Genomic DNA, 24,973 nt, shown 5'->3' with positions numbered 1-24,973 from the left:
TCTTATCCCTGTTTCGAGCGCGCAATAGCCTCGCCCGCTGAAAACGGCAAGACATCGGCCTGCGGATAGAGCCTTTCCAGCGCCGAACCGATCATTTCGAGCCCAAGTCTCGCGCCCTCCCGCAACAGGGGCAGGTGTCGTCCCGTTGTCCGTGATGCCTTGCGCTTGATCAGGAAACAAGCCGAACCGCGCGGCGCGGCGTTGTCGATCAGCGCCAGATCCGCCGCGATCAGCCTGTTCAGATTGTCGCCAGCAACCGGCGTTTCGTAACTCTTCGCCAAAATACGCGCCCAATAGGTGCAGGACAGGAAGATCGCCAGCGTCTGTCGGATCTGGCCGGGCCGCGTCACCACCGACCAGGAGGAGCCGAGCGGCCGCGCCGCCACCGTCACATCGCGATAGCAGGCATCGATCTTCTGCGACAGCGCAATCAGTTCGAAACTGCTCTTGCCCTCGCCGAGCGCGCCAAGCAACTCGCGCAGCGCCTGGAACCAGCGCGCGACTGCAGCATCGAGCGCGCCGCGCGTGCGCGTGGGGAAAACGACGAAGGCGACCGCCGTTCCGGCGACCGCGCCGATCACGGTCTCGCCGATGCGCAGCTTCAACAGATCGAGCGTCAGCACGCCGGTCATGCCGTAGACCAGGCAGAGCACGATCGAGATAAAGAAGGTCATCGTCGCGTAGGAGACCTGCAGGAAATAAAAGGCCAGGAAGATGCAGACGGCGGCGGCCGGAATGGCGACATCAGGCTTGCCCGAAATCAGCGTCGCCAGCCCAAGGCCGATCGCAATCCCGAACACCGTGCCGAGCGAGCGCGACAGCGCCTTCATCGCCGTATCGCCACGCGAGTTTGTGTTGGTGAAGACGAGGAAAGAGGCGAGCACGGCCCAGAACCAGCGCTCGCGCGACAAGAGCAGCCCGAAGCCCATGGCGATTGCCGAGGCGAGCGTGATCTGCAGCGCCGAGCGCAGCAGCGGATTGCCGAATGAAAAGTCGATCGGCTGGGATTGCGCGGTGTCGTTGATCGTATCGATGCCGGAAAAACCGGAAGCCTGCCCCTCGTCGATCGCCTGCGTCAGTTGCTGCCGCGCCTCGCCGAGCCAGAGCAGCGCCCGCACGGTTTCGCCCTGCGGCTGGTCCTTGATGGCTTCCGCCATTCCCTCAAATCTTGCAAGCTCCGCCGCATCCGCCTCGATCACGGCATGGACGAGCGCAAAAGGCGGCGGGCTCTGGAAACTCAGCACGATCGCGCTCTCGGCAGCAAGATGGGCATCGAAAAGCCGGATCGCCAGCTCGGCGGCAGGGTCGGCGGCACCGTCGAAGACGCCGGCCGGCGGGCGCGGGATGAAGGTCTCCGCCATCAGCACCACCTCCTTCAGCCGGTCTTCCAACTGGCGCAGTTCCTGCCGGTCGGCTTCGCCGATCTCCGCGCGGCCGGCTAACGCCGCGAGCTTGAAGAGGATCTGGTTGATCCGGCCCCTGACGCTTTCGAGCGAGCGAAGCAGGTCACGCCGCCAATCATCAGGCAAGAGCACCGCCCGCACCAGATGACCGACCAGCACGGACACGACGGGGCCGATTGCCACCTCCGGCAGATCGACCAGCGAAGGCCGGAAATAGGCGCCCATGAAATAGGAGGTGAAGGCGAACATGCCGATGGCAAAACCGCGCGGCCCGACCACCCGTGCCGCCGATGCAAGCGCGATCACCACCAGGAAGACGAGATCGGAGAGAAAGCGGCTATCCTCGAGCCCCGCCGCAACGGCGACCACGGCAAGGCTTGCGACACAACCGAAGAGCCGCGTCACCAGCTGGCGCGCATTGCCTTTGTCGCGCACGGCGATCCCTCCTTCGATCGACAGCACGATGCCGAGGCCAAAAGCCGAGGTCGGCAGCGGCAGAATAAGGGCGTGGATGGTAAGCAGGATCAAGAACGAAAGGACGATCGTCAGCGTCACCCGCGAGGCCATGCGCAGGCGCGAAAGCGCCGGATCGTTGGCAAGCAGCCAGTCGCGAAGCTGAAAACCGGAAAACAAATGCGGGAGCCCTCATGCCACGAAAGGATCGACAGATACCGCCGCAAGAGCGGAAATCAAACCATCGCAGAACCGATCGGAACAATCGCCCGGGATCGATTCCCCGATATCGATCGAATGTCGCGCGCCTATTGGCCCTTGGCAATCAGCGCCATCGTCGCCTTCAGGGAATCACGGCCCTGCGTCTCGATATTCTCGCTGACGATATCGTCGATCACTGGTGTACCGCCTTCTTCGATCACCTCGAAGCGAACGGTCGTATAGTCCTTGGCATCGGGCGCATCCGAGCAGGCGGATTTCTTGAAGCGCACGACCACCTCAGCCGTCCCGTTGACCACAGGCGCCGCCGCCATCGTCAAATCCTCCAGCGGGCATGCATCCTGACCGTTGACGATGACGTCGTAGTCGAACGGCGATATGCCATCGTCATCGACCGCGGGAAATTGCGCGGCGGCCTGGTACTTGGCGACGAAATCCTTGCTGTAGAGACGGGCGAGCCGGCTCGCATCGAAGATGTCGGTCCAGTCGCCGTTGTTGTCGGCCCAGTTGCTCCTAGTCGCGTCCATGATCTCCTTCACGGGCGCGGTGGCATCGGCCGCACGGGCGGTGCCTGAAAAGGCGATAAGGCTTGCGATAACAACGGCGATTGTCTTCATGGTCGAATGTTCCGGGCGGGCAAATCAAGGCGGACACTAGCCGGATTTCAGCGCTTGGCAATGCCGGCAAAAACGCATTCTCGAACCCGTTGCAGCTTTGCGTTCCCGGTTCACAATGCTATAGCGCTCCTCATCACGTCACCCACCCGGGACCCCCGTCCCCCTTCAAGCTCGAACGAGGCAGATACATGAACAAGATCAAGGTCGCCAATCCCGTCGCCGATCTCGACGGCGATGAAATGACGCGCATCATCTGGCAGCTCATCAAGGATAAGCTGATCCATCCGTATCTCGACCTCGACATCGACTATTTCGACCTGTCGGTCGAAAACCGCGACGCCACCAACGACCAGGTGACTGTCGATGCCGCCAACGCCATCAAGAAATACGGCGTCGGCATCAAGTGCGCGACGATCACGCCGGATGAGGCCCGCGTCAAGGAATTCAACCTCAAGGAAATGTGGAAGAGCCCGAACGGCACGATCCGCAACATCCTCGGCGGCGTCATCTTCCGCGAGCCGATCATCTGCAAGAATGTGCCGCGCCTGGTTCCCGGCTGGACCAAGCCGATCGTCGTCGGCCGCCATGCCTTCGGCGACCAGTACCGCGCCACCGATTTCAAGTTCCCCGGCAAGGGCAAGTTGACGATCAAGTTCGTCGGCGAAGACGGCACCGTCATCGAGAAGGAAGTCTTCAATGCGCCGGGCGCCGGCGTTGCCATGGCCATGTACAATCTCGACGAATCGATCCGCGAATTCGCCCGCGCCTCGATGATGTACGGCCTGATGCGCAAGTGGCCGGTTTACCTGTCGACCAAGAACACCATCCTCAAGGCCTATGACGGCCGCTTCAAGGACATCTTCGAGGAAGTCTACGAGACCGAATTCAAGGATCAGTTCAAGGAAGTCGGCATCACCTACGAACACCGCCTGATCGACGACATGGTCGCCTCGGCGCTGAAGTGGTCGGGCGGTTACGTCTGGGCCTGCAAGAACTATGACGGCGACGTCCAGTCCGACACCGTCGCCCAGGGCTTTGGCTCGCTCGGCCTGATGACCTCGGTGCTGCTGACGCCCGACGGCAAGACCGTCGAAGCCGAAGCCGCCCACGGCACGGTCACCCGCCACTACCGCCAGCACCAGAAGGGCCAGGAAACCTCGACGAACTCGATCGCCTCGATCTTCGCCTGGACCCGCGGCCTCGCCCATCGCGCCAAGCTCGACGACAATGCCGAGCTTGCCCGCTTTGCCGCAACGCTCGAGAAGGTCTGCGTCGACACCGTCGAATCCGGTTTCATGACCAAGGACCTGGCGCTCCTGATCGGCCCCGACCAGCCGTGGCTCTCGACCACCGCCTTCCTCGACAAGATCGACCAGAACCTGCAGAAGGCCATGGCGTAAGCCGGACTTTCCGGGATAAGATTGAAACGGCGGGGATTTCCCCGCCGTTTTCATTTGGGGAATGAACCGATGACGGCCATCCTGCGACCGCTTGAACCCGCCGACCGTGCCGCTTGGGAGCCCTTATGGGAGGCCTATCAGCGTTTCTACGACGTGGTCATCCCGCCCGACACCACAGATCTTACCTGGGCTCGCTTCCACGATCCCGACGAACCGATGCACGCGCTCGGTGCCTTCGACGATGATGGCCGGCTCGTCGGTATCGTCCATGCGATCTTTCATCGTTCCTGCTGGCTGCCGCAATGGACCTGCTATCTCCAGGATCTCTATGTCGAAAACAGCCAACGCGGGCTTGGCACCGGTGCCGCGCTGATCGAGGCTGTCGCCGATCTCGCCCGCGTAAATGGTGCAGGCCGGCTCTATTGGATGACGCATGAAACCAATGCGACGGCACGGCGGCTTTACGACAGGATCGCCGAGCGCTCCGGTTTCATCCAGTACCGCAAGGCCCTTTAACGGGCTGGGGTTGCACAAAGTCCCGCCGCGCTATTGATTCCGGGGAACGGCACGGCAAGGCCGCAGAATGCGGGCAGCACGAGGAGGATCTCATGACGGAAGAACTGGTATTCTATACGAACCCCATGTCGCGCGGTCGCATCGCGCGCTGGATGCTGGAGGAGATCGGCCGGCCCTATCGCACCGAACTCCTGACCTTCGGCGAAACCATGAAGGCGCCCGAATATCTCGCGGTCAATCCGATGGGCAAGGTGCCGGCGATCCGCCACGGCGATGCCGTCGTCACCGAATGCGCGGCGATCTGCGCCTATCTCGCCGAGACCTTCCCGGAAAAGGCGCTGGCCCCGAGGCCGGAGGAGCGCGCCCGCTATTACCGCTGGATGTTCTTTGCCGCCGGCCCTCTCGAGTCGGCGGTGACAATGAAGGCTCTCGGCTTCGAAATTCCGGCGGAGCGCTTGCGCATGGCGGGCTGCGGCGGTTTCGGCGATGTCATGAACACGCTCGAAATGGCGGTCTCCGGCTCGACCTACATCACCGGCGAGCGTTTCACCGCCGCCGACGTCTATGTCGGTTCGCATGTCGGCTGGGGCCTTGGCTTCGGCAGCATCGAAAAGCGCCAGGCCTTCGTCGATTATTTCGGCCGCATCAGCGAGCGCGAGGCCTATAAGCGCGCGAATGCACTGGACGACGAGGCCGGCAAGACGATGCAGGCCGCTTGATGCGTTAAACCCGGGGCGGCGGCCGGACCGCCGCTCCGGAGAGATCCGCCGTCAGACAAGCGGCATGTGAATGTCCGTCCGAAGCTCGGTCGGCGACACCTCGCGCGGATTGTTGAGATACTCTTCGAACATCAGTCTGTCCTTCAACTGCCGGCCGGATTTCGGCAGCCATTCGGCAAAGAGCCACTGATAGGATTTGGGCATATCCCCATAGGGACCCTTGTGGCGCTGCACGGCATAATCGCCGCCGTCGATCGTGCGCCGCTCGAACGGCGCCTCGGCCGGCACGTCGGCAGCGCCCGTGACGCAGGCAATCGAGCGCAGCTTTTCCACCGGCACGATGTCGGGATCGTCGAGATAGACGCCGATCATCCGCATGTCGGGCCTGGCGAGGCCGCGGGCATAAAGCGTGCCGAACAGCGTCTCGAAGGCCTTGTCGATCTGCATGTAGGAACCGGTATGGGCAACGCCGATCAGCTCGATCGGTCCGATCTCGCGTATGGTAACGTCTAACATGGCTTTGGTCTTTCCGTTGGGTGAGGGCTCATAGGCTGTGTGGCTTCCCTCTTTCCGGTACCGGGCCGGCGGCATGCCGTAGACCGACTTGAAGATGCGATTGAAGGATTGGAGATTGGGATAGCCTGATCGTTTGGCAATTTCGCTGACGGCAAGTTCCGTGCGAACGATCTCACCCGCCGCGTGATGCAGCCTGAGCCGCTTGACGGTTGCCGCCAGCGTCTCGCCGTAAATCGCCCGGTAGATCCTGTGCCAGTGATAGCTCGACATGCAGGCGATCTCGGCAAGGCGCTCCATATCCAGCTCCTCGTCGAGGTGGTCGTGAATATAGGCCGAAACCCGCCGCAGACGGTTTTCATAAAGTGCCCATGCCGTTTCGCCGTTCATGTCAAACCTCGTGCAATTCGATCGACTGCAGAGAACCATATTCCGATTTGACAAATCCTGCTGACTTGCGCCTTCGACGAATCCGGCGTAAGGCGGAATTCCGGCTCGAACCCAAAAGGAATGACTGATGCCGGATTTTTCAACATTGATGCTTTTTGCCGCCGCAGCGCTGGTGCTGACAGCCACCCCCGGTCCCGACATGCTACTGATCGCCTCGCGCAGTGTCAGCCAGGGACGCGCCGCCGGATTTCTGACCTATGCCGGCATCGCGCTCGGCACCTATTGCCACGCCCTTGCCGCCGCTTTCGGGCTCTCTCAGCTCTTCATGACGGTGCCCGCTGTCTATGAAGCAGTGCGCTGGGCCGGCTGCTGTTATCTTCTCTATTTGGCCTATAAGACGATCCGCTCGGAAGGCATCGCCTTTGCGCCGGCATCGACACTAAGACGGCTATCGGGCAGACGCATCTTCTTTGCAGGTCTCGCCACTAATCTGCTCAATCCGAAAATGGCCCTCTTCGTCGTGGCCCTCTTTCCGCAATTTGTGACTGTGCAAAGCGGTTCGATCACGATGCAGATTCTGGCGCTTGCAACTGTGCTGAACGGCATCGGCCTCGTCGTCAATGGCGCCGTCATCATTCTCGGAAGCCAGATCCGCGCCCGGCTGGCCTCGCTCAGCCGCTTTCCGAAGCTGCCGCAATATATGCTGGCGACTGTTTTCGCCGGGCTCGCCTGCCGCCTCGCTTTGCAAGCGCGAAACTGATCGGCTCCTGCGAAAGTAAAACCGGCTGCAAAATCCATGATCTCGCAGCCGGCCCGCATGTCAAACTGTCGTCAGGCCGATGGCCAGCCGGCAAGTGCCGACGCAACTGCCTCGAGGGCTTCTTCAGCCTTGGCGCCATCAGGGCCGCCAGCCTGCGCCATGTCCGGTCGCCCGCCGCCGCCCTTGCCGCCAAGCGCGGCAGAAGCGACACGCACCAGATCAACGGCGCTGAAACGGTCGACGAGATCCGGTGTCACCGCGACGACCGCACTTGCCTTGCCATCCTCGGAAACGCCGATGAGCGTCACGACGCCGGAACCGATGCTGGTCTTGCCGTCATCGGCAAGGCCCTTCAGGTCCTTGGGATCGACGCCCGATATCGACTTGCCAAGGAACTTGACGCCGGCGACTTCGCGCACGCTATCGCCCGAGCCGCCCTGCCCGCCGCCCATGGCGAGCTTGCGCTTGGCGTCAGCCAGTTCCTTCTCCAGTTTGCGACGCTCGTCCATCAACGCTTCGACGCGCGATAGCACTTCGGCCGGCTGTACCTTGAGCGAGGCGGCAAGCGCCTTCACGCGGTCGTCCTGTTCGGCCAGATACTCACGCGCCGATTCGCCGGTGACGGCCTCGATGCGGCGAACGCCGGCGCCGACGGCACTGTCGCCGAGAACGCGGATCAAGCCGATCTGGCCGGTCGCCCCGACATGCGTGCCGCCGCAGAGTTCGATCGAATAGGGCTTGCCGGCCTTGGCGCCACGCACACCTTCACCCATCCCGACGACGCGCACTTCATCGCCGTATTTCTCACCGAACAGCGCCATCGCGCCTTCGGCGATCGCATCGTCGACGCTCATCAGCCTCGTGGTAACCGGCGAATTCTGCAGCACGATCTCGTTAGCCATATCCTCGACGATTTTCAGCTCTTCGGCCGACATCGGCTTCGGATGCGAGACGTCGAAACGCAGGCGCTCCGGCGCCACCAGAGAGCCCTTCTGCGCAACGTGGGTGCCAAGCACTTCGCGCAGCGCCTCGTGCAGCAGGTGGGTCGCAGAATGGTTGGCGCGCAGCCGCGAACGGCGGGCATGATCGACCGTCAGCACGACCGCATCGCCGTCCTTGAACACGCCGTCGACAACAGTCCCCTGATGCACGAACAGGCCCTCGCCCCTCTTCTGCGTATCTGAAATCTCGATCTTGCCGTGGTCGGACGAGATCACGCCGGTATCGCCCATCTGGCCACCGGATTCGCCGTAGAACGGCGTCTGGCTGACGACGATCTGCACCTTGTCGCCAGCCTTGGCCTCGGTCGAAACCGCGCCATCCCTAACGATCGCCTGGACGACGCCCTCTGCCGTTTCGGTGTCGTAGCCCAGGAATTCGGTCGCACCATGTTTTTCCCTAAGCTCGAACCAGACGGTTTCGGTCGCCTTTTCGCCGGAACCGGCCCAGTGCGAGCGGGCTTCGGCCTTCTGGCGCTGCATGGCATCGGTGAAGCCTGATATATCGACGCCGATCTCGCGGGCGCGCAGCGCATCCTGCGTCAGATCGAGCGGGAAACCATAGGTATCGTAAAGCTTGAAGGCGGTCTCGCCATCCAGCATGTCGCCCTTGGCAAGGTCCGCAGTCGCGTCGGAGAGAAGCGACAGGCCGCGCTCCAGCGTCTTGCGGAAGCGGTTTTCCTCGAGTTTCAGCGTCTCCGAGATCAGCGGCTCGGCGCGCACCAGCTCCGGATAGGCGCGGCCCATCTGCTGCACCAGTGTCGGCAGCAGCTTGTACATCAGCGGTTCTTTGGCGCCGAGAAGCTGCGCATGGCGCATGGCACGGCGCATGATACGGCGCAGCACATAGCCGCGGCCTTCATTCGACGGCAACACGCCGTCAGCGATCAGGAAGGCAGAGGAGCGCAGGTGATCGGCGATGACGCGGTGGCTGGCGCTGCCCTCCGCCTTGACGCCTATCGTATCCTCGATGGTGCCGGTCAGCGTGCGGAAGAGATCGGTGTCGAATACGCTCTGGACGCCCTGGAGAATGCAGGCCATGCGCTCCAGACCCATTCCGGTGTCGATGGACGGGCGCGGCAGTGGCGTGCGTTCACCGGGTGCCGTCTGCTCGAACTGCATGAAGACGAGGTTCCAGAACTCCAGGAACCGGTCGCCATCTTCCTCAGGTGAACCGGGAGGGCCGCCCCAGACATTCTCGCCCTGGTCGATGAAGATTTCAGAGCACGGGCCACAGGGGCCGGTATCGCCCATCTGCCAGAAATTGTCCGAGGTCGGGATGCGGATGATCTTGTCGTCGGAGAAACCGGCGATCTTCTTCCACAGCGTCGCCGCTTCTTCGTCTTCGGAATAGACAGTCACCAGCAGGCGGCTCTTCGGCAGGTCGAAACCTTCGGTGACGAGCTTCCAGGCAAGCTCGATCGCATTCTCCTTGAAATAGTCGCCGAAGGAGAAGTTGCCGAGCATTTCGAAGAAGGTCAGATGCCGGGCGGTATAGCCGACATTATCGAGGTCATTGTGTTTGCCGCCGGCGCGCACGCATTTCTGCGACGTTGTCGCCGTCGAATAAGGACGCTTTTCCAGACCGGTAAAGACGTTCTTGAACTGCACCATGCCGGCATTGGTAAACATCAGCGTCGGATCGTTGCGCGGCACGAGCGGGCTCGACGAAACAATCTCATGGCCGTTCTTCTTGAAATAGTCGAGGAAGGTCGACCGGATATCGTTCACGCCGCTCATTCTATGCCCTTCGATGCTGCCGGAGGCAGGTAAATACAAATCCATCGGCTTTTAACGTTCGCCTCCGCCACTGTCCAGCAGACAAACAAAACCGGCCGCATTCTGATCAGGAATGCAGCCGGCTTGGACTTTCAAAGGGACTGGCGGAAAAACTCACATCTCGGCGGCGGCATCGCCGTCATCGGGATCCGGTCCGCCGTTCTGCAGGAAACGATCGGCGATCAGGCCGGCATTCTGACGCAGCGACAGTTCGATCTCGCGGGCGAGATCCGGATTGTCGCGCAGGAAGGTCTTGGCGTTTTCGCGGCCCTGGCCAAGACGCTGGCTGTTATAGGAGAACCAGGCGCCTGATTTCTCGACGATGCCGGCTTTGACGCCGAGATCGACCAGTTCGCCGGTCTTGGAAACGCCCTCGCCATACATGATGTCGAACTCGACCTGCTTGAAGGGCGGCGCCATCTTGTTCTTGACGACCTTGACGCGGGTCTGGTTGCCGATCACCTCTTCGCGCTCCTTGACCGCGCCGATGCGGCGGATGTCGAGACGCACGGAGGCGTAGAACTTCAGCGCATTGCCGCCCGTCGTCGTCTCCGGCGAACCGAACATGACGCCGATCTTCATGCGGATCTGGTTGATGAAGATCACCATGGTATTCGACTTCGAGATCGAAGCGGTGAGCTTGCGCAGCGCCTGGCTCATCAGTCGTGCCTGCAGGCCGGGAAGGCTGTCGCCCATCTCGCCTTCGATTTCGGCGCGTGGCGTCAGTGCGGCGACCGAGTCGACGACGAGAACGTCGACGGCGCCGGAGCGCACCAGCGTATCGGTGATTTCGAGCGCCTGCTCGCCCGTATCGGGCTGCGAGATCAGAAGGTTCTGCAGGTCGACGCCAAGCTTGCGGGCATAGACGGGATCGAGCGCATGTTCGGCATCGACGAAGGCGCAGATGCCACCCTTCTTCTGCGCTTCGGCAATCGTCTGCAATGCAAGCGTGGTCTTACCGGAGCTTTCCGGCCCGTAGATCTCGATGATGCGGCCCCTCGGCAGGCCACCAACGCCGAGTGCAATATCGAGGCCAAGCGAGCCGGTCGAGATCGTCTCGATCTCGACAACATTCTCGTTGGAGCCGAGTTTCATGATCGAGCCCTTGCCGAACGACCGCTCTATCTGTGAGAGTGCCGCTTCAAGCGCCTTGCTTTTGTCCACCGATTTGTCCTCTACCAGCCGCAATGAATTCTGAGACATTCGATCCACCTTTAGGTTATTGAAGCCGCTCAAGCAATGTCGAGTTTGTACCCTATTTGTTCCATTCTCGCAATAGGCGATCAAACAGTTGAAAGAAAAAGGTAAAACGACACGTGTTCTGCATTTGTTTTATCAATAAAAAGCAACGGCTTAGGCCAAAAGTGCCGACTCGGGCGAGGCAGGGCGCACCGTATCGATTCGTCCCTCGGGCATCAGGAGAGCGGATCGGATGAAGAAAAAGATTCTCGTTCTCGGCGGTGCCCATATCGATCGGCGCGGCCGCATCTTCGGCGAGACGGCGCCTGGCGCCAGCAATCCCGGCACCTGGTTCGAGGAGCCGGGCGGCGGCGGTTTCAATGCGGCGCGCAACCTTGCAAGGCTCGGTTTTCAGGTAACGATGATTTCGCCGCGTGGCGGCGATCCCATCGGTGAGATGGTCGGTGAAGCTGCCGATGCCTCCGGCATCGACGACCGGCCCTTCATCTTCCTCGATCGTAAGACGCCGAGCTATACGGCGATCATCGAGAAGGACGGCAATCTGGTGATCGCCCTTGCCGACATGGATCTCTACCGCTTCTTCGTGCCGCGGCGTCTGTCGATCCGCTGGGTGCGCGAGGCCTTCGCCGCCCATGATTTGATTCTTTTCGATGCCAACCTGCCGGAAGAGACGATCGCGGCAATCGTCGCAAAGGCGCGTTCCCTTGCGAAGCCCGCCGCGGCAATCGCCATCTCGCCGGCCAAGGTCGTCAGGCTGAAACCCTCCATCGGGGATATAGACTACCTCTTCCTGAACGAGGCAGAAGCGGGAGCTCTGACTGGGCAGCAGCCGGAGAATGCCGCCGGCTGGCCGTCGCTTCTGAACGAGATCGGCATCAGGAACGCCGTCGTCACCCGTGGCCGCCGTGAACTCGTCGCACTATGCGATGGTCGGGCCGTGACGCTGCAGCCTCCCATCGCCGACACCGTCGCCGATGTCACCGGTGCCGGCGATTCCCTTGCCGCCGGCACGATTGCCGCCTTGATGCTCGGCCTGCCGCTCGAAGAAGCCGTCCGCCACGGCACCGCGGCCGCGACGCTGACGGTGCAGTCGCGGCACGCCGTCAACGAAAATCTGACGCCGGATCTGTTGAATGAGGCGCTTGCCCTTGTTCCCGCGGTCAGAATTCTGCATTGAACGGCGAATTAAAGAGTTGAGCATGATGTGGTCCGAAAACCGCTCACACGTTTCGGCATCATGCTCTGTCGATCACAGGACACGCCCATGACCAAGCCCATCTCTCCTCTTCTGCCGATCGCCTATTCCAAGGAAGTCGCCAGCGCCAAGCAGCGCGGTGCCCCGATCGTGGCGCTGGAATCGACCATCATCACCCATGGCATGCCCTATCCGGGCAATATCGAGATGGCCCGCAGCGTCGAGGCGATCATCCGCGAACAGGGTGCGGTACCGGCAACCATTGCCGTCATTCACGGCACGCTGCATATCGGCCTTGAAGCCGGCGAACTGGAGCAGCTCGCCAAGGCGACCGAAGTGATGAAGGTGTCGCGCGCTGATCTCGCCTTCGCGATCGCTGAGCGCCGCACTGGCGCTACCACGGTCGCGGCGACGATGATTGCGGCCGCCCGCGCCGGTATCCGCGTCTTTGCCACGGGCGGCATCGGCGGCGTGCACCGCGGCGCCGAGGAAAGCTTCGATATATCAGCCGATATCGAGGAGCTTGCCCGCACCGGCGTCATCGTCGTCTGCGCCGGCGCCAAGGCGATCCTCGACATTCCGAAGACGCTGGAAGTGCTGGAAACCCGCGGCGTTCCCGTCGTCACCTATGAAAGCGAAGAATTCCCTGCCTTCTGGTCGCGCTCCTCGGGTATCCGTAGCCCGCTGTCGCTGAACAGCCCGGCCGCCATCGCCAATTTCCAGACGGTGCGCGAACAGCTCGGCATCGACGGCGGCATGCTCGTCGCCAACCCGGTGCCAGAGGCTGATGAGATTCCGAGCGAGGAGATGGAGATCTATATCGAGCGGGCGCTGGATAGCGCCGAACGCGACGAGATCACCGGCAAGGCGGTAACGCCCTATCTGCTCTCGACCATCTTCGACCTGACGGACGGCCAGAGCCTGAAGACCAATATTGCACTGGTTGAGAACAATGCGCGGCTGGCGGCTGAGATTGCGGTGGCGCTGGGTGAATGAGGACTACGGGCTGCCGGCGGTGCCAGGCAAGCCCCCCTCTGCCCTGCCGGGCATCTCCCCCACAGGTGGGGAGATTGGCTAGACGCGCTGGCTTCCCCCAACCAAATATCCGTTGCAGCTCGGCGAGACGTTGCTGTGACGGGAGGATTTCGCCGCTTGTGATCTCCCCACCTGTGGGGGAGATGCCCGACAGGGCAGAGGGGGGCTTACACGGCACAACGCCCACACTCACCCTGCGACAAGCGCCACTCACCCTTCCAACGTCTCCTTCACCACAACAGCGAGTTGCTTCAGCGAAAACGGCTTCGGCAAAAACCCGAATTTCGACTCCGGTGGCAGGTTGCGGGCAAAGGCATCTTCGGCATAGCCGGAGACGAAGATGAATTTCATGTCGGGATAGGTCTTGCGCAGCTCGCGCAGCAGCGTCGGGCCGTCCATCTCAGGCATCACCACGTCGGAAACGACGATGTCAACCTTGCCATCGAGTTCTTCCATGATGCTCAGCGCCTCGACGCCCGATCCCGCCTCGTGCACGGTATAACCGCGCGTTTCCAGCATGCGCTTGCCGCCGCGGCGCACCGCCTCCTCGTCCTCGACGAGAAGGATGACGGCCGATCCGGTCAGGTCCTCCGGCTGCTGCGGCGTTGCCGGCTGCGGCAGCACCTCCGCCCCGGCGATGGCGCCGTCGATCGAACCCGCTTCTGCGGCCACCGCCGGCTCCGGGATGTGGCGCGGCAGGAAAACACGGAACGTCGTGCCTTTGCCGACTTCGGATTCCGGCTGGATGTAGCCGCCCGATTGCTTGACGATGCCGTAGACCATGGCGAGGCCGAGGCCGGTGCCCTTGCCGACATCCTTGGTGGTGAAGAACGGCTCGAAGATCTTGTCCATGATCTCCGGTGCGATACCGGTGCCATTATCGGCAACTTCGACCAGCACCATGTCTTCGGCCGGCATGTAGGAATAGTTGAAGGCCGAGACTTCGGCGGCGGTCAGGTTTTTGGTGCGCAGGGTCAGCGTGCCGCCCTCCGGCATCGCGTCGCGCGCATTGACGCAAAGATTGATCAGTACCTGCTCGAATTGCGAGAGGTCTGTTTTGACAGGCCAGAGGTCGCGGCCATATTGCACGTCGAGCTTGACGTTGGTGCCGGAGAGCAGCCGGTCGACCAGCATGCGCAGGTCGCCGACGACATCGGTCAGGTTCAGTACCGAGGGCCGCATCGTCTGCTTGCGCGAGAAGGCGAGCAGCTGGCGCACCAGCACGGCGGCGCGGTTGGCGTTGCGCTTGATTTCCATCAGGTCGGCGAAGCTGGCATCGGCGGGCCGCGCCTGCAGCAGCAGATGGTCGGAGGACAGCAGGATCGCCGTCAGCACGTTGTTGAAATCATGCGCGATGCCGCCGGCGAGCGTGCCGACTGCATTCATCTTCTGCGTCTGCGCCATCTGCGCTTCCAGCGCCTTCTGCTCGGTTACCTCGACGGCATAGACGATTGCCGCCTCCTCAGGCGCCTCGTCGCTCTGGTCGATGACGGCGTTGACATAGAAGCGGAAATAGCGAGCCTCATCGGTCGGCGTGCGGGTGTCGAGCGGCGCGATATCGCCCTGCCGGTCCTTGGCCGCCGCCAGCGCCTCGGCCAGTTGAGGCCGGTCGCTCTCCTGCACGATGGTTTCGAGATGCGGCGCCTTTTCGAGATCATCGCGCGAGACGACGCCGGAGAATAGCTTCAGGAACGGCGCATTGGTCCGCAGGATACGGCCTTCGCCGTCGACCGAAGCAATCGCCATCGGCGTGTTGTTGAAGAAGCGGGTGAAGCGCATGGCGGCGGCCGAAGCGGACTGGCCGCCGGCATCGCTCTTTTCACGCGCCAGCACGATCGTCCGGCTTTCGCCGGGTGCGCCGTCGCGCATCGAGGTGACGCTGTGGATGATCTGCACCGGCAGGCTCTGGCCGTTGGTCTTGCGCAGGTCGAGATCGAGCGTCACGGTCTTTTTCAGGCCCGGTTCGGCCTGCACCGACTGGATCAGCGCCAGCCCCTCGCCTGCCACGACGTCGCCGATCGTCATCGAGCCCGGCACGAACTTGGTGAGGTCGAGACCCAGCCACTCGGCAAGCGTCGCATTGAGATAGAAAATCTCGCCCTTCCTGCCGGCGGAAAAGAAGCCGGCCGGCGCATGGTCGAGATAGTCGATCGCGTTTTGCAACTCCTTGAAGAACCGCTCCTGGTCGTCGCGCTCGGTGGTGATGTCGGTGATCTGCCAGATCTGCAGCGGCCTGCCGCCGCTCTCCTCCGGCTGCAGCAGCCGTGCCTTCAGCCGGTACCAATGCGCGCCGGAGCTGTTGCTGCCAGGCCCGACGGCGCGCAGCAGGCGGAACTCCTCCCGGCCTTCCTTGCCCTCGCGCAGGCCGTTGACCAGCCTGTAGAGCGCTTCGTTCGATTCGCGGTGGCGCGACAGCAGCGTTTCCAGCGTCTGCACCTCGGTCGCTTTGCGCGCCCCGGTCAGGGCGCCGTAGGCGGCGTTGGCATAGATGATCCGGCCCTTTTCGTCGGTGATCAAAGTCCCGTCGGGGTGGCTGTTGAGGAATGCGCGCGCCAGGCTGTCGGACTGGCGCTGCGGCATCACCTCGATGAAGCCGATGACCGAGGATACCAGAAAGAAGATGCCGACCATGGCGAGCACGCCGAGGCCGCCGAGCACGATCTCGTTGTCGAGCGACTTTTTGAAGAAGACGAAGCCGCCGGCGGCTGCGATCAGCACGAGCGCCAGCAGAAGGATGCGCAAAACCGTGCCAGAACGCCCCCCACGATCCACAAGCGGTGCGTTATAGTCGTCGGCCTGACGCGGTTTCGTCATGTATTCCTCACATAAGCCCCTCCCACTTCCTAGCACGAACACGAAGCGGGAATCAGGCACTCTTTCCTTCTTAGCAATTTGCCGCGTCGGCAAAAACACCGGTGGCCGGCAAGACTGCTTGAATTCACAGGCAACAGCGCCATCTGCCCCTGAAGCCCGACGCGGCGCCCGTGAGCACGATCGCCGGGCGGCCCAAGCAGCGGAACACGAAATCGCGTTCTCCCGTGACTGGACAGCACCGGCGGCCCTTGCCTAAGGAACGGAAAAGTCGTCAATATGTGCCGAATGCGAAATGGAGTGAGTGACTATGTTGGATGATGTTGTCGGAGCTTATGGCAGCCGTTTCCTGCTTGCCGCCGGTGGCGTCGGTCTGGCGCTTCTCCTGCTCATCCTCGTGCTCTGGGTCATCCGCCGCCGGGCGCCCTCGCCCTTTGTGCGCGGCGGCCGCAACCGCCAGCCTCGCCTGCAGGTGTTGGATGCCGCAGCTGTCGATGCCCGTCGCCGGCTGGTGCTGGTGCGCCGCGATGACGTCGAGCACCTGATCATGATCGGCGGCCCGAGCGATATCGTCATCGAAAGCCGCATCCTGCCCGAAGCGGCCGAACAGCCGGAAAGCGCCAACCGCCCGCAACCGGTCGAGCAGCGCCCAATATTCCCAGCGCGGCCGGAAACGCCGCCGGTTTCCCCGCCCCGCGCCCCAGCCCCAGCCCCTGTCGTCGCCCCAATCGCAGCCCTTGGCGCAGCCCGAATCGAGCCGGCCGCCGAGCCTTCCTTCTCCGCTCCGGCTTCGCCAGAGCCGCGCCCGCGCCCCGAACCGCCAGCCCAACCGCCTGTCCCGCCGGCCGTGGCACCGCCGGTGGCCACCAGCCCTCTTCCGGCGACCCCTGTGACAGCGCCGCTGTCGGCCGAACGCGACGTTCCCTTGCCTGCCGCCCCGCGCCCGCCGGAACGTCCCATCGCTCCCCCAGCCGCGCAGCCCGCACCGTTCCACGATACCGCAAGTGCGGCCGAGATCCTCGATGCCGCCCGCCAGCGCGTGCTTCCGCAGCAGCGCATCGAACCCGAGGTCTCCACCCCGCCCGTCCAACCCATGCCGGCCGCCGCGCGCGCCGCATCTGGTCCGGCCGAGGACGATGCGTCGGCAGCGGCGATCCGCCATGATTTCCAGCGGGTGCTGGAACAGGAAATGTCGAACAATCTGACGGCCGAGCGCATCGTGCCGGCGCCGGCAAACCAGGCGCCCCGCCAAGCCGTACCGCAGCCGGGCAACCTGCCGCGCCGCGATCCAGAGCTTGCTCCCATCACCGGCGCCGATACCGAGCTGCAGAAGGAAGTCGCCCGGATTTTCGGCGAAATGAGCGTCAATCGCGATAAATGAGAAAACCCGCGCTTGTCGGGTTCCGCGCCGTCGCTTTCACCATGAAGTTGCATAAAAGCCGCAATGCCGCGGCTTTTCAGATCGAGGATGCCCTGGGCCTCCCCCATCATGCCGATCATCTGGTATCGGTCAGGGTGAAGAGCGTTGGCGCATTCGAGGTTACATTTTGCCTAAGTAAATACCGGTCTCAGTCCAGTTTCACCCCTGCCGCATAGCGACACGCTGGCGGCATTCGAACATGTTCATCGGGTGGTGGCGAGAGACCGGTTTGGCATTGTTATATCGTGCCATGTGCAGCTCCGCTGTCTCAGCTCTTCAGCCGCCCACAACATCGCCACACCGCGCCCGCAGGGGTTATCTCACGCACCATCTTGGTGGACTTCCGAACGGAAGACCAAGACGATATGTGCGATACGCTTCGGGTCCGATGGACCATTATTCCCAAAACAGCTCCCCAGCCTTGGATTGCATGCGGCGGATGCGGAGGCCTGAGAGCCTTCCAATCCAGCGGCAAGATCCGGCTCAACGCCAACGGTCGCAAGCTGGACGCTTGGCTTATCTACAAATGTCTGATCTGCGAAAGGACATGGAACCGGCCGATCCTCGAGCGCCGCAATGTCCGCGACATCGATCCTGCAGTCCTCGAGGCGCTGCAATCCAACGATCCGGACTGGATCCGGGCAGAGACCTTCAACCTCGATGCTCTCCGACACAAATCGCTGCGTGTGGATGAGTTTGCCGAATTTGAAATCGCAAAGGAGATGCAGCACGAAGCTGCAAATTGGACGAGACTGGCCATCGAACTGGCGGTCCCGTTCCCGACAAGCACACGCCTCGACCGCCTGCTGGCGTTCGAGCTGACGGTTTCACGTTCGAGGCTGCAGGCACTTCACGCTGAAGGCATGGTCCGGACGGATCCAGAGCGAGCAGACATCATGCGGCGACGGATCAGGAATGGCACCCTTGTCGTCATCGACCTCTCCATGGAGGCCGAGCGAGAGCAATCGTGGAAACCTCTGGCGACAGGAGATCCGCTGTAATTGCGGAAGCCACATTCCTCTCCGGTACACCGGATGATGGCTCAACGAAAAAGCGCCGCGATCAGATCGCGGCGCTTGTTCTGCTCATGTCTGCATGAAAACCATTATTCGTCGCGATAGACTTTTTCGCGGCGTTCGTGGCGCTCCTGCGCCTCGATCGAAAGCGTCGCGATCGGGCGGGCGTCGAGACGCTTAAGGCCGATCGGTTCGCCGGTTTCCTCGCAATAGCCGTAGGTGCCGTCTTCGATGCGCTGCAGTGCTGCGTCGATCTTGGAAATCAGCTTTCTCTGCCGATCACGGGCGCGAAGTTCGATCGCCCGGTCGGTTTCCGACGACGCCCGGTCGGCGAGGTCGGGATGGTTTGCGCTTTCCTCGGCCAGATGGTCGAGGGTTTCGCGCGCTTCTCTAAGGATATCATTTCTCCATGCAACCAGCTTGGTCCTGAAGTAGGCACGCTGGTTTACGTTCATGAACTCTTCCTCTTCCGAGGGAACGTAATTGCTAAGATCGATCTTCTCACTCAACGCGATTCTCCTGAAGAACATCTCATCTGGCGGGTGTATATCCCAAGGGCTAGTCGCGATTCAAGCCAAATACGACAGGTAAACAGATTTTTAAATCTGTTACAATTTTCGGCTAACGGTCTATTTTGTCATGGTTATTCCGGCCACCGTTTTTCTCTTCGCCTTCAAAACGCCGTGTTATCGGCCAGGTTTTAGGCAGTTGCGGCGCGGCTGGCGATTGACGGCAGCCAATCGCAACCGCTACTGAAAAGACCCGCCCGATCCTGGATTTGCCCATGACCGTACCGCTGCCTCCGCCCAACCGCATCTATCTCCTGCGCCATGCCGAGGCCGCCTGGGCCGAACCCGGACAGCGCGATTTCGACCGGCCGCTCAACGAAAAAGGCTTTGGCGATGCCGAGATCATCGCCGACAAGGCCGCCGACAAAGGCTATCGCCCCGATCTTCTGATCAGCTCGACGGCATTGCGCTGCCGCGATACGGCCGATGCGGTGTATAGGGCAATCGGCCTCTCGCTCGAGGTTCGTTATGTCGACGCGCTCTACAACGCCACTGTTGATAACTATATCGAGATCGTCGATTCGCAGGAGGTGGCCGCTGTCATGCTGGTCGGCCACAATCCAACCATGGAGCAGGCGCTGGAGGTGCTGATCGGCCATGAGGCGATGGTCAGCGCCCTTCCCGGCGGCTTCCCGACGGCAGGCCTTGCCGTCGTCGATTACGACGCTTCCGCCACCGCCTGGCGCCTCACCGATTTCGTGGTCGTCTGAAGTCTTTCGCGCTGCTCTTCTTTTGCGGGCGGCGGACCCTTCCTATATTGCCGGCAGTCACCAACCGGAATCGCGCCTTGTCGCTACGCCTGACATCCTTTGCCGATGACGCCCGCATCGCCCTCGACAATCTCGCCGACCGAGCGAGCGGCCTCGTCAATCCGACCGTGCGGCTCGGCGTCACCGGCCTCTCCCGCTCCGGCAAGACGGTCTTCATTTCCTCGCTGGTCCACAATCTGCTGCATGGCGGCCGCCTGCCGCTGTTCGAGCCGGTGCAGTCGGGTCGCGTCTCGGCGGTACGGCTGGAGCCGCAGCCCGATGATGCCGTGCCGCGTTTCCAGTACGAGGACCATATCCGCGCGCTGGTGAAGGACCGTATCTGGCCGGATTCGACCCGCGCCATATCGGAACTGCGAATCACGCTGGATTATCAGAGCGCCAGCGGCTGGAACCGGCTGTTTTCGCCCGGCCGCCTGTCGATCGACATCGTCGATTATCCCGGCGAATGGCTGCTCGACCTGCCGCTGCTCGGCAAGGACTACCGCACCTTCAGCGAGGAAACGATCGCGCTTGCCGAATCCGGCGTCCGTTCCGAACTGTCGCGGGGATGGCTGGCGCTGACGCGTGCTGCCGATATCCACGCCAGCGCCGACGAGATGGTCGCCCGCGACCTCGCCATGGCCTTTGCCGATTATCTCAAGGCCTGCAAGGCCGACGAACGCTCGCTTTCCACCTTGCCGCCCGGCCGTCTGCTCCTGCCCGGTGATCTCGACGGATCGCCGGCGCTGACCTTCGCACCGCTGGCGCTGCCGCCGGACGCGCGTCCCGGCCGCGGCTCGCTCTGGACGATGATGGAGCGGCGCTACGAGGCCTATAAATCGGTCGTCGTCAAACCCTTCTTCCGCGAGCATTTCGCCCGCCTCGACCGCCAGATCGTGCTGGTCGATGCACTGCAGGCGATGAACCGCGGCCCCGAAGCGGTGCAGGATCTGGAGCGGGCGCTGACCGATGTGCTCGCCTGTTTCCGCCCCGGCACCAATTCGCTGCTCTCCTCGCTGCTCGGGCGCCGCATCGACCGCGTGCTGGTCGCCGCCACCAAGGCCGATCATCTCCACCATGAAAGCCACGACCGGCTCGATGCGCTGACCCGCCGCCTCGTCGATCGCGCCATCGAGCGAATCGGCATGGCCGGCGCCGGCATCGACGTCATGGCGCTCGCCTCCGTGCGCGCCACCCGCGAGGCATCTGTCAAGCGCGACGGTCATGACCTGCCTGTTATCGTCGGCACGCCGATGGAGGGCGAAACCATCGGGGCCGAGCGCTTCGACGGCCTGAAAAAGACCGCGATCTTCCCCGGCGACCTGCCGGAGGATCCGGAAAGCCTGTTCGACCGCATTGCCTCGGGTGCACCAGGCCTGCAACTGCCCGACGTCAACGTCGTCCGGTTCCGCCCGCCGCAGCTTGAGGAAACCGGCGGCGGCATCAAGCTGTCGGTGCCGCATATCCGCCTCGATCGCGCCATGCAGTTCCTGTTCGGAGACCGTCTCGCATGAGCAAGCCCCCGTCCGATCCGCCGCGCCGGCCACCTGCCGCCTTCACCTATGAGGATGAGGCCACCGAGCGGCGCGACAACGGCCGCCAGGCAGGTGAGCGGCGCAAGCCGGAAAGCTTCTCTGAACATATCGTCGTGACGCCGGATGAGGACGATCCCTTCCTCAATCCCGACAGGGATCTGAGCGCAGTTCCCGTTGCCGCGCCGCGCAAGCGCCGGACCTCCTTCGGCAAGATCGCCGCCGGCGCCTTCGGCATCCTGCTGTCGCTTGGCCTCGGCCTCTGGACCGACAGCCTGATCCGCGATCTCTTCACCCGCGCCGACTGGCTGGGTTATGTCGCCCTTGCCGTCCTCGCGGTCGGCATCCTCGCCGTGCTCGCCCTCGTCATCCGCGAGACAGCAGGCATGATGCGCCTTGCCGCCGTCCAGGCAATCAAGGCCGAAGCGGAAGCTGCGATTGCTGAAACCCGGCCGGCCAAGGCCCGCGCCGTCGTCGCGCAGCTCTCCACACTGCTTTCCGGCAATCCCGAAACATCGAAGGGCCGTGCAACGCTGAAGGCGACCGAGGGCGAGGTTATCGATCCCCCGCATCTGATTGCGTTGGCCGAGCGTGAATTGCTCGCTCCGCTAGACCGCAAGGCTCGCGCCCTGATCGTCAGCGCCTCGAAACGCGTCTCGATCGTCACCGCCGTCAGCCCGCGCGCCGTCGTCGACCTGCTCTATGTGCTCTACGAGGCCGTGCGCCTGATCCGCGCCATGGCCGAGCTTTACGGCGGCCGCCCCGGCACGCTCGGCATGTTCCGTCTGCTGCGTGATGTGCTCGCGCATCTCGCCGTCACCGGCTCGATCGCCGTCGGCGACAGCCTCGTCCAGCAGGTGCTCGGCCATGGGCTTGCCTCCAGGCTCTCTGCCCGGCTGGGCGAAGGTGTCATCAACGGCCTGATGACCGCCCGTATTGGAATCGCGGCGATGGATCTCTGCCGCCCGCTCGCCTTCCACGCCCTGAAGCGGCCGGGAATCGGTGATTTTATCGGCGATCTCACGCCGTCCATGTCACCGCGCAACAACAATCCTTGATCGACGACGCGATTCCGCAGCTTTCACCTTCCCCTGCGTAATGCCGAAATACTTGCAGCAGATTCAAGGATATAGCGATGATAATTTGAAATTGTCGCCGCGCGAAAACCCTGTGTCGCCGCGCATTTCGGCACAATCGAAAGGAAGGATTAACCATTATTCGGCAAAACTTGCAGCCAATTCGTGAGTGGTGTTTGCCAAGGAAAATCCATGTATTCGCGCAAGTTTCTCATTATATGCGGTCTGGCCGCCGCGGCATTGTCTCCCGTCGCAGATGTCGCTCCGGCAGCCACGGCCGCAACCCGTGACAAGGCGTTCTTCGATTCCGTCGCCGGCTCGTGGAAGGGCCCGGGCGAAATCGTCGCCGGCAAGTACAAGGGCACAAAGTTCACCTGTAACCTGATCGGCGAGCCCACAGGCGATAGCAGCGCCGGCATCAAGCTCGACGGCACTTGCCGCGTCGGTGTCTTCAAGCAGCCGATGACCGCCGTCATCTCGCAGTCGGGCTCGAGCTACAAGGGCAAGTTCCTCGACGGCGCCGCCGGCAAGGGTCTTGACGTCGTCTCCGGCGCCGTCAGCGAAGATACCGTCGTCGTCGGCATCAACCGCGCCAAGCTGAACGGCGCGATGATCGCCCGCGTGCGCGACGACAAGACGATGAACGTTACCGTTTCGGTCAAGGTCGAAAGCCAGATGATCCCGGTCATCGGCCTGACGCTGACCCGCCAGGTCGACGAGATGGCCGTCGGCTCCATCCAATAGATAACCGATATCTCCGGATTTTCCTTGAAGCGGCGGAGCTCCCGCCGTTTTCCGTTTCAGCTTTGCGGCTTCAGGCGTTCCGCCACCAGTCGTGACTGTTATCGGCGACCTCAATGCCGGCGACCTCGGCATCATCAAGCCAGTCGCTGACCGCCCTGCCCCTGACGAGCAGGCCCGGCGCGATATCGGCGAGCGGCATCAGCACGAAACCGCGATCGGTCATGCGCGGATGCGGCAGTCCCAGCCGCGGCGCCTCCTGGATGACGTCGCCATAGGTCAGCACGTCGATATCAAGGGTGCGTGGTCCCCAGCGCTCGATGCGCTCGCGTTTCATCTCCCGTTCGATCGACAGGCAGACATCAAGCAAAGCCTCAGGTTCCAGCGTGGTCTTAACGGCCGCGCAGGCATTGAAGAAGAAGGATTGGTCCGTCTTGCCCCAGGGCGGCGTGCGATAGAGCCGCGAGACGGCCGTCACCCGGCAGTCATCCCGTTCGTCCAGCCGCTGCAGTGCGGCCGCCATCGCCTTGACGGGATCGCCGATATTGCCGCCGAGACCGAGTGTGGCGGATTGCAATGCGGCCTCAGGCAAAGTGTTCAATGCTCACCTGCACGAAATCGAGCACGCCGGGCACCGGGGCGTTCGGCTTGCGCACCGTGATCTTCGCCCGCCGGACCTGCGGGAATGTCTCGCAGAGCCCCTTGGCGATATCAAGCGCCAGGGCTTCGATCAGGTAGCGCCGCTTGCCCGTGACAATCTGCTCGATCACGGTGAAGGCAATGCCGTAGTTGACGGTATCGTTGATCGAATCGCTTTCCAGCGCCTCGCCGGCAACGACGTCGAGCTCGGCATCGACGAAGAAGCGCTGACCGAGGAATTCCTCCTCGTCATGCACGCCGTGGCGCGCAAAGAAGGCGCAGTTCTGCAGCGTGATCGTGTAGGTGGTCATGTCGGCCGCTTCCTCTCGAATTCCTGGCGCGCATTCAGCATAGCATCGGCGATGTCGAGCGCGTCCCTGTTGATTGCGACATTGTGCACGCGGAAAACCGCAGCCCCTTGAAGCCTGAGCAGCGCGCTTGATGCAGCCGTCGCCGCATCCCTGTCTTGCGCCTCACGCCCCGTCACCGTACCGAGGAAGCGTTTGCGCGACGTGCCGGCGAGCAGCGGCAGGCCGAAGCGGGAAAGTTCGGAGAACCGCGCCATCAGCTCCAGGTTCTCCTCCCCCGTCTCCTTGGCGAAGCCGAAGCCCGGATCGAGCACGATGCGGTCGCGGTTGACGCCTGATGCAGCGGCGATATCAAGCGACCGTTTGAGAAAATGCACCTGGTCGGCAATGACATCGGGAAGCTTCGCCCTGTCGCGGCCGGTATGCATGATGCAGAGCCCGGCCCCGGTCGCCGCGGCGATGTCGGCGATATCGGGCTCCTTCTGCAGCCCGAACACATCGTTGACGATATGGGCGCCGGCGCCAACCGCAAGCCGCGCCGTCTCGGCGCGATAGGTGTCGATCGAGATCAGCGCCCGGGTGCGCCCGCGCAGCGCCTCGATGACGGGCAGCACGCGGGCCTGCTCCTCGGAAGGGCTGACGGTTGCAGCGTTCGGCCGGGTCGATTCGCCGCCGACGTCGACAATCCCGGCTCCCTCGTCCACCGCCCGCAGCGCCTGTTCGACCGCCGCATCGACGGTTTCAAAACGTCCGCCGTCGGAAAAGGAGTCCGGCGTCACGTTGATGATCGCCATGATGAGAGAACGGCGGCCGAGTTCGATCTCCCGGCCATGGCCGACACGCCATAAACTGCCTTCGAACCCTGTCACCAGACTTATCCTATTGATCGCGAAAAAAGCGCCATCCGATATTGCG

At 62.7% G+C, this 24,973-nt stretch carries 22 protein-coding genes; 12 read left to right on the top strand and 10 right to left on the bottom strand.

Going from position 1 to position 24,973, the window contains the following annotated elements; translation table 11 throughout:
• Positions 1 to 2: 2 nt before the first annotated feature.
• Positions 3 to 2,036, bottom strand: coding sequence for an FUSC family protein (locus CO667_RS17555; RefSeq protein WP_097619571.1), 2,034 nt, complete (start codon positions 2,034 to 2,036; stop codon positions 3 to 5).
• A 128-nt stretch (positions 2,037 to 2,164) separates the two neighbouring features.
• Positions 2,165 to 2,692, bottom strand: a complete 528-nt coding sequence (locus tag CO667_RS17550; protein WP_097619570.1) for a hypothetical protein — start codon at positions 2,690 to 2,692, stop codon at positions 2,165 to 2,167.
• A gap of 188 nt (positions 2,693 to 2,880) precedes the next feature.
• Between CO667_RS17550 and CO667_RS17545 the strand changes: the two genes are divergently transcribed.
• From CO667_RS17545 to CO667_RS17535, 3 genes are all read left to right on the top strand, one after another.
• Positions 2,881 to 4,092, top strand: a complete 1,212-nt coding sequence (locus CO667_RS17545; protein ID WP_097619569.1) for an NADP-dependent isocitrate dehydrogenase — start codon at positions 2,881 to 2,883, stop codon at positions 4,090 to 4,092.
• A 69-nt stretch (positions 4,093 to 4,161) separates the two neighbouring features.
• Positions 4,162 to 4,608: a GNAT family N-acetyltransferase gene (locus CO667_RS17540; RefSeq protein ID WP_097619568.1), complete on the top strand. Its 447-nt coding sequence runs from the start codon at positions 4,162 to 4,164 to the stop codon at positions 4,606 to 4,608.
• A 92-nt stretch (positions 4,609 to 4,700) separates the two neighbouring features.
• Positions 4,701 to 5,327, top strand: a complete 627-nt coding sequence (locus CO667_RS17535) for a glutathione S-transferase family protein (protein WP_097619567.1) — start codon at positions 4,701 to 4,703, stop codon at positions 5,325 to 5,327.
• A 51-nt stretch (positions 5,328 to 5,378) separates the two neighbouring features.
• On the opposite strand, the gene CO667_RS17530 is transcribed toward CO667_RS17535, so the two are convergent.
• Entirely contained in the window at positions 5,379 to 6,230 is an 852-nt protein-coding gene (locus CO667_RS17530) for an AraC family transcriptional regulator (RefSeq protein WP_097619566.1), read from the bottom strand.
• A 127-nt stretch (positions 6,231 to 6,357) separates the two neighbouring features.
• Here CO667_RS17530 and CO667_RS17525 point away from each other — a divergent pair, with 127 nt between their 5' ends.
• On the top strand, positions 6,358 to 6,990 hold the full coding sequence (locus CO667_RS17525; RefSeq protein WP_097619565.1) for a LysE family translocator: 633 nt from the start codon (positions 6,358 to 6,360) through the stop codon (positions 6,988 to 6,990).
• Between the two features lie 71 nt (positions 6,991 to 7,061).
• Here CO667_RS17525 and alaS read toward each other — a convergent pair whose 3' ends face one another.
• A complete protein-coding gene (alaS, locus tag CO667_RS17520) occupies positions 7,062 to 9,728 on the bottom strand; it encodes an alanine--tRNA ligase (RefSeq protein WP_097619564.1) in 2,667 nt (888 codons plus the stop codon).
• Positions 9,729 to 9,881: 153 nt separating this feature from the next.
• Complete coding sequence (gene recA, locus CO667_RS17515) at positions 9,882 to 10,970, bottom strand: recombinase RecA (RefSeq protein WP_003586201.1); 1,089 nt, start codon at positions 10,968 to 10,970, stop codon at positions 9,882 to 9,884.
• Between the two features lie 229 nt (positions 10,971 to 11,199).
• Here recA and CO667_RS17510 point away from each other — a divergent pair, with 229 nt between their 5' ends.
• Complete coding sequence (locus CO667_RS17510; protein WP_097619563.1) at positions 11,200 to 12,144, top strand: carbohydrate kinase family protein; 945 nt, start codon at positions 11,200 to 11,202, stop codon at positions 12,142 to 12,144.
• Positions 12,145 to 12,231: 87 nt separating this feature from the next.
• Positions 12,232 to 13,158, top strand: coding sequence for a pseudouridine-5'-phosphate glycosidase (locus CO667_RS17505; protein WP_097619562.1), 927 nt, complete (start codon positions 12,232 to 12,234; stop codon positions 13,156 to 13,158).
• Positions 13,159 to 13,407: 249 nt separating this feature from the next.
• On the opposite strand, the gene CO667_RS17495 is transcribed toward CO667_RS17505, so the two are convergent.
• Positions 13,408 to 16,011, bottom strand: a complete 2,604-nt coding sequence (locus tag CO667_RS17495) for a PAS domain-containing sensor histidine kinase (protein ID WP_097619561.1) — start codon at positions 16,009 to 16,011, stop codon at positions 13,408 to 13,410.
• Positions 16,012 to 16,312: 301 nt separating this feature from the next.
• Here CO667_RS17495 and CO667_RS17490 point away from each other — a divergent pair, with 301 nt between their 5' ends.
• Positions 16,313 to 17,389, top strand: coding sequence for a flagellar biosynthetic protein FliO (locus tag CO667_RS17490; RefSeq protein ID WP_097619560.1), 1,077 nt, complete (start codon positions 16,313 to 16,315; stop codon positions 17,387 to 17,389).
• Positions 17,390 to 17,793: 404 nt separating this feature from the next.
• On the top strand, positions 17,794 to 18,429 hold the full coding sequence (locus CO667_RS17480) for a DUF1062 domain-containing protein (RefSeq protein ID WP_097619558.1): 636 nt from the start codon (positions 17,794 to 17,796) through the stop codon (positions 18,427 to 18,429).
• A gap of 104 nt (positions 18,430 to 18,533) precedes the next feature.
• Here the strand turns inward: CO667_RS17480 and dksA are convergent, their stop codons facing one another.
• A complete protein-coding gene (gene dksA / locus CO667_RS17475) occupies positions 18,534 to 18,953 on the bottom strand; it encodes an RNA polymerase-binding protein DksA (protein ID WP_003569003.1) in 420 nt (139 codons plus the stop codon).
• A 275-nt stretch (positions 18,954 to 19,228) separates the two neighbouring features.
• Between dksA and CO667_RS17470 the strand changes: the two genes are divergently transcribed.
• The 4 genes from CO667_RS17470 (at position 19,229) to CO667_RS17455 (ending at position 23,114) form a co-directional block, all read left to right on the top strand.
• Positions 19,229 to 19,723, top strand: a complete 495-nt coding sequence (locus tag CO667_RS17470) for a histidine phosphatase family protein (protein ID WP_097619557.1) — start codon at positions 19,229 to 19,231, stop codon at positions 19,721 to 19,723.
• Positions 19,724 to 19,800: 77 nt separating this feature from the next.
• Complete coding sequence (locus CO667_RS17465) at positions 19,801 to 21,276, top strand: YcjX family protein (RefSeq protein WP_097619556.1); 1,476 nt, start codon at positions 19,801 to 19,803, stop codon at positions 21,274 to 21,276.
• Positions 21,273 to 22,352, top strand: a complete 1,080-nt coding sequence (locus tag CO667_RS17460; RefSeq protein WP_097619555.1) for a TIGR01620 family protein — start codon at positions 21,273 to 21,275, stop codon at positions 22,350 to 22,352. Before CO667_RS17465 ends, CO667_RS17460 begins: the two co-directional genes overlap by 4 nt.
• Positions 22,353 to 22,562: 210 nt before the next feature.
• Positions 22,563 to 23,114, top strand: a complete 552-nt coding sequence (locus tag CO667_RS17455) for a hypothetical protein (protein ID WP_097619554.1) — start codon at positions 22,563 to 22,565, stop codon at positions 23,112 to 23,114.
• Between the two features lie 70 nt (positions 23,115 to 23,184).
• Here CO667_RS17455 and folK read toward each other — a convergent pair whose 3' ends face one another.
• From folK to folP, 3 genes are read right to left on the bottom strand one after another with little or no spacing between them, the layout of a single operon-like run.
• The gene (folK, locus tag CO667_RS17450; RefSeq protein WP_179874169.1) at positions 23,185 to 23,703 is read right to left on the bottom strand and encodes a 2-amino-4-hydroxy-6-hydroxymethyldihydropteridine diphosphokinase; all 519 of its coding nucleotides are present in this window, start codon (positions 23,701 to 23,703) and stop codon (positions 23,185 to 23,187) included.
• Complete coding sequence (gene folB, locus CO667_RS17445) at positions 23,696 to 24,061, bottom strand: dihydroneopterin aldolase (protein ID WP_097619552.1); 366 nt, start codon at positions 24,059 to 24,061, stop codon at positions 23,696 to 23,698. The genes folK and folB overlap by 8 nt, the downstream gene beginning before the upstream one ends.
• On the bottom strand, positions 24,058 to 24,927 hold the full coding sequence (gene folP / locus CO667_RS17440; RefSeq protein WP_097619551.1) for a dihydropteroate synthase: 870 nt from the start codon (positions 24,925 to 24,927) through the stop codon (positions 24,058 to 24,060). The genes folB and folP overlap by 4 nt, the downstream gene beginning before the upstream one ends.
• Positions 24,928 to 24,973: the final 46 nt, after the last annotated feature.

The sequence above is a fragment of the Rhizobium sp. L43 genome (assembly GCF_002531725.1).
Classification (GTDB): Bacteria; Pseudomonadota; Alphaproteobacteria; order Rhizobiales; family Rhizobiaceae; genus Rhizobium.
This window is presented reverse-complemented; position numbering and strand designations above follow the sequence as displayed.

Excerpts from the sequence above, each read along its gene's own strand:
- CO667_RS17550 (WP_097619570.1), bottom strand. The coding sequence starts at position 2,692 with ATGAAGACAATCGCCGTTGTTATCGCAAGCCTTATCGCCTTTTCAGGC.
- CO667_RS17545 (WP_097619569.1), top strand. The coding sequence starts at position 2,881 with ATGAACAAGATCAAGGTCGCCAATCCCGTCGCCGATCTCGACGGCGAT.
- CO667_RS17540 (WP_097619568.1), top strand. The coding sequence starts at position 4,162 with ATGACGGCCATCCTGCGACCGCTTGAACCCGCCGACCGTGCCGCTTGG.
- CO667_RS17535 (WP_097619567.1), top strand. The coding sequence starts at position 4,701 with ATGACGGAAGAACTGGTATTCTATACGAACCCCATGTCGCGCGGTCGC.
- CO667_RS17530 (WP_097619566.1), bottom strand. The coding sequence starts at position 6,230 with ATGAACGGCGAAACGGCATGGGCACTTTATGAAAACCGTCTGCGGCGG.
- CO667_RS17525 (WP_097619565.1), top strand. The coding sequence starts at position 6,358 with ATGCCGGATTTTTCAACATTGATGCTTTTTGCCGCCGCAGCGCTGGTG.
- alaS (WP_097619564.1), bottom strand. The coding sequence starts at position 9,728 with ATGAGCGGCGTGAACGATATCCGGTCGACCTTCCTCGACTATTTCAAG.
- recA (WP_003586201.1), bottom strand. The coding sequence starts at position 10,970 with ATGTCTCAGAATTCATTGCGGCTGGTAGAGGACAAATCGGTGGACAAA.
- CO667_RS17510 (WP_097619563.1), top strand. The coding sequence starts at position 11,200 with ATGAAGAAAAAGATTCTCGTTCTCGGCGGTGCCCATATCGATCGGCGC.
- CO667_RS17505 (WP_097619562.1), top strand. The coding sequence starts at position 12,232 with ATGACCAAGCCCATCTCTCCTCTTCTGCCGATCGCCTATTCCAAGGAA.
- CO667_RS17495 (WP_097619561.1), bottom strand. The coding sequence starts at position 16,011 with ATGACGAAACCGCGTCAGGCCGACGACTATAACGCACCGCTTGTGGAT.
- CO667_RS17480 (WP_097619558.1), top strand. The coding sequence starts at position 17,794 with ATGTGCGATACGCTTCGGGTCCGATGGACCATTATTCCCAAAACAGCT.
- CO667_RS17470 (WP_097619557.1), top strand. The coding sequence starts at position 19,229 with ATGACCGTACCGCTGCCTCCGCCCAACCGCATCTATCTCCTGCGCCAT.
- CO667_RS17460 (WP_097619555.1), top strand. The coding sequence starts at position 21,273 with ATGAGCAAGCCCCCGTCCGATCCGCCGCGCCGGCCACCTGCCGCCTTC.
- CO667_RS17455 (WP_097619554.1), top strand. The coding sequence starts at position 22,563 with ATGTATTCGCGCAAGTTTCTCATTATATGCGGTCTGGCCGCCGCGGCA.
- folB (WP_097619552.1), bottom strand. The coding sequence starts at position 24,061 with ATGACCACCTACACGATCACGCTGCAGAACTGCGCCTTCTTTGCGCGC.